Origin of the sequence: Bacillus pretiosus (genome assembly GCF_051294775.1) — a bacterium.
GTDB lineage: Bacteria > Bacillota > Bacilli > Bacillales > Bacillaceae_G > Bacillus_A > Bacillus_A wiedmannii.
Map to the genome: position 1 here is coordinate 1 of NZ_JBPPHF010000154.1, position 310 is coordinate 310.

Genomic DNA, 310 nt, shown 5'->3' on the forward strand with positions numbered 1-310 from the left:
TTATCAAGTATATTGTCTTTTTCTTCTTTATTAATTCCAATGTTTTTTAGTGTGATTTGGGGAGTACTATGATTTAGAATTCCTTGCAACATAGCAACATCTTTTGTTTGTTTATAGAACCAATAGCCGAAGGTTTTGCGCATGGTGTGAGTCCCAATGGATTCTATACCGGCAAAATCACCGGCTTTTTGCAATTGTCGATAAGCCTGGATTTTACTAATGGGGTGATCTCCTTTTCGGGAAGGGAATAACCAGGTACTTACTAGTGTTTGGCCATAAGAGTATACTTCATCAAAAATAGAAGTAAGGT

1 protein-coding gene is annotated in these 310 nt (G+C 36.5%); it reads right to left on the reverse strand.

The genetic code is table 11. From position 1 onward, the window contains the following. A partial coding sequence (locus ACSG5Z_RS30285; protein WP_435712786.1) for a tyrosine-type recombinase/integrase occupies positions 1-310 on the reverse strand: 310 nt, incomplete at both ends.